The organism is Dietzia sp. SYD-A1 (assembly GCF_015356725.1).
Classification (GTDB): Bacteria; Actinomycetota; Actinomycetes; order Mycobacteriales; family Mycobacteriaceae; genus Dietzia.
The window spans coordinates 1-979 of record NZ_JADDKI010000394.1; the positions used below are offsets into that span (position 1 = coordinate 1).

The window sequence follows — 979 nt, forward strand, 5'->3', positions numbered from 1 at the left end:
GAGGTGTCCGTGGCGGGCCGCGCCGGCGCGGGTTCCGCGGGACGGGTGGCCGCGATGTCGTCCTGGGTCGGGGCCGCCTCGATCTCTGAGCTCCGGGTCTCGGCGTCCACGGCGTCCTTGGTGTCGGCAGCGTCCTCGGTGTCGGCGGTCTCGGCGGCGTCCGACTCGGTGCTCTGCGGCGCGTCGGCCAGCGAGGTGTCCGCGATGTCGACGCCGGAGACCTTGATCTGGACCGTGGTGGTGTCGACCCCGAGGAAGACCGGCTCGGTGCCGCCGCTGCCGGTGGTGCTCTCACCCTCGTCGTCGACGGACTCCGCCTCGTACCAGGGGCCCCACGAGCCGTCCGGGTTCTTGGCACGCAGGGCCGCGACGGCCTGCGGGTTGTAGCCCTTCCACGTGACGCCGACCATCGAGAACGGGGTCTCGGAGGTGACCTCCTTGACCGGGGCGGAGCCCACCGCGATGTCGGTGTCCACACCCGCCGCGGCGGGTGCGTCGGACAGGGAGACCTCGGCCGTCCCAGTGGGGACGGCGGTGCCCGCGGTGGCGGCGATGTCGTCTCCGGACTCGACCAGGTGGTCCGCCCCGTACACGGCGAGGGGCGTGACGACGGACGCCGCGACCGCCACCGCGAGGGCGAGGGTCCTGCGTCGACCGCTGACGTTCAGGGGGCGGCGTCGTGTTCTCAAGGGCTTCTCCAGATCAGGTCTGTGTCTCGCGGATCCCGCTGCGGAACACTTCTTCCCGGCGGCCGCGAGCGCTGCGACCACTGGGACGAATGTGACGAACGTGGTCAATGGTAGCTAAGAAACGCGTGAAACCAAGTGCTACGGAAGTGAATTTTGGGGTCACAGCGGTGTAGTTTCGAACCGGTGTACGACGACGCGGCCGCCCGACGCGCGGACTGAGCAGCGGCACCGCGCACGGGTGGGGACCTCGTCGTCGTCACCTGGTGTGGCACCGGGCCCCTCTCCCCGCC

The 979-nt window shown here is 70.9% G+C and carries 1 pseudogene; it reads right to left on the reverse strand.

From position 1 onward, the window contains the following. Positions 1-689: pseudogene (locus IY392_RS14385) on the reverse strand (hypothetical protein); the annotation flags it as partial. Between the last annotated feature and the right edge of the window lie 290 nt (positions 690-979).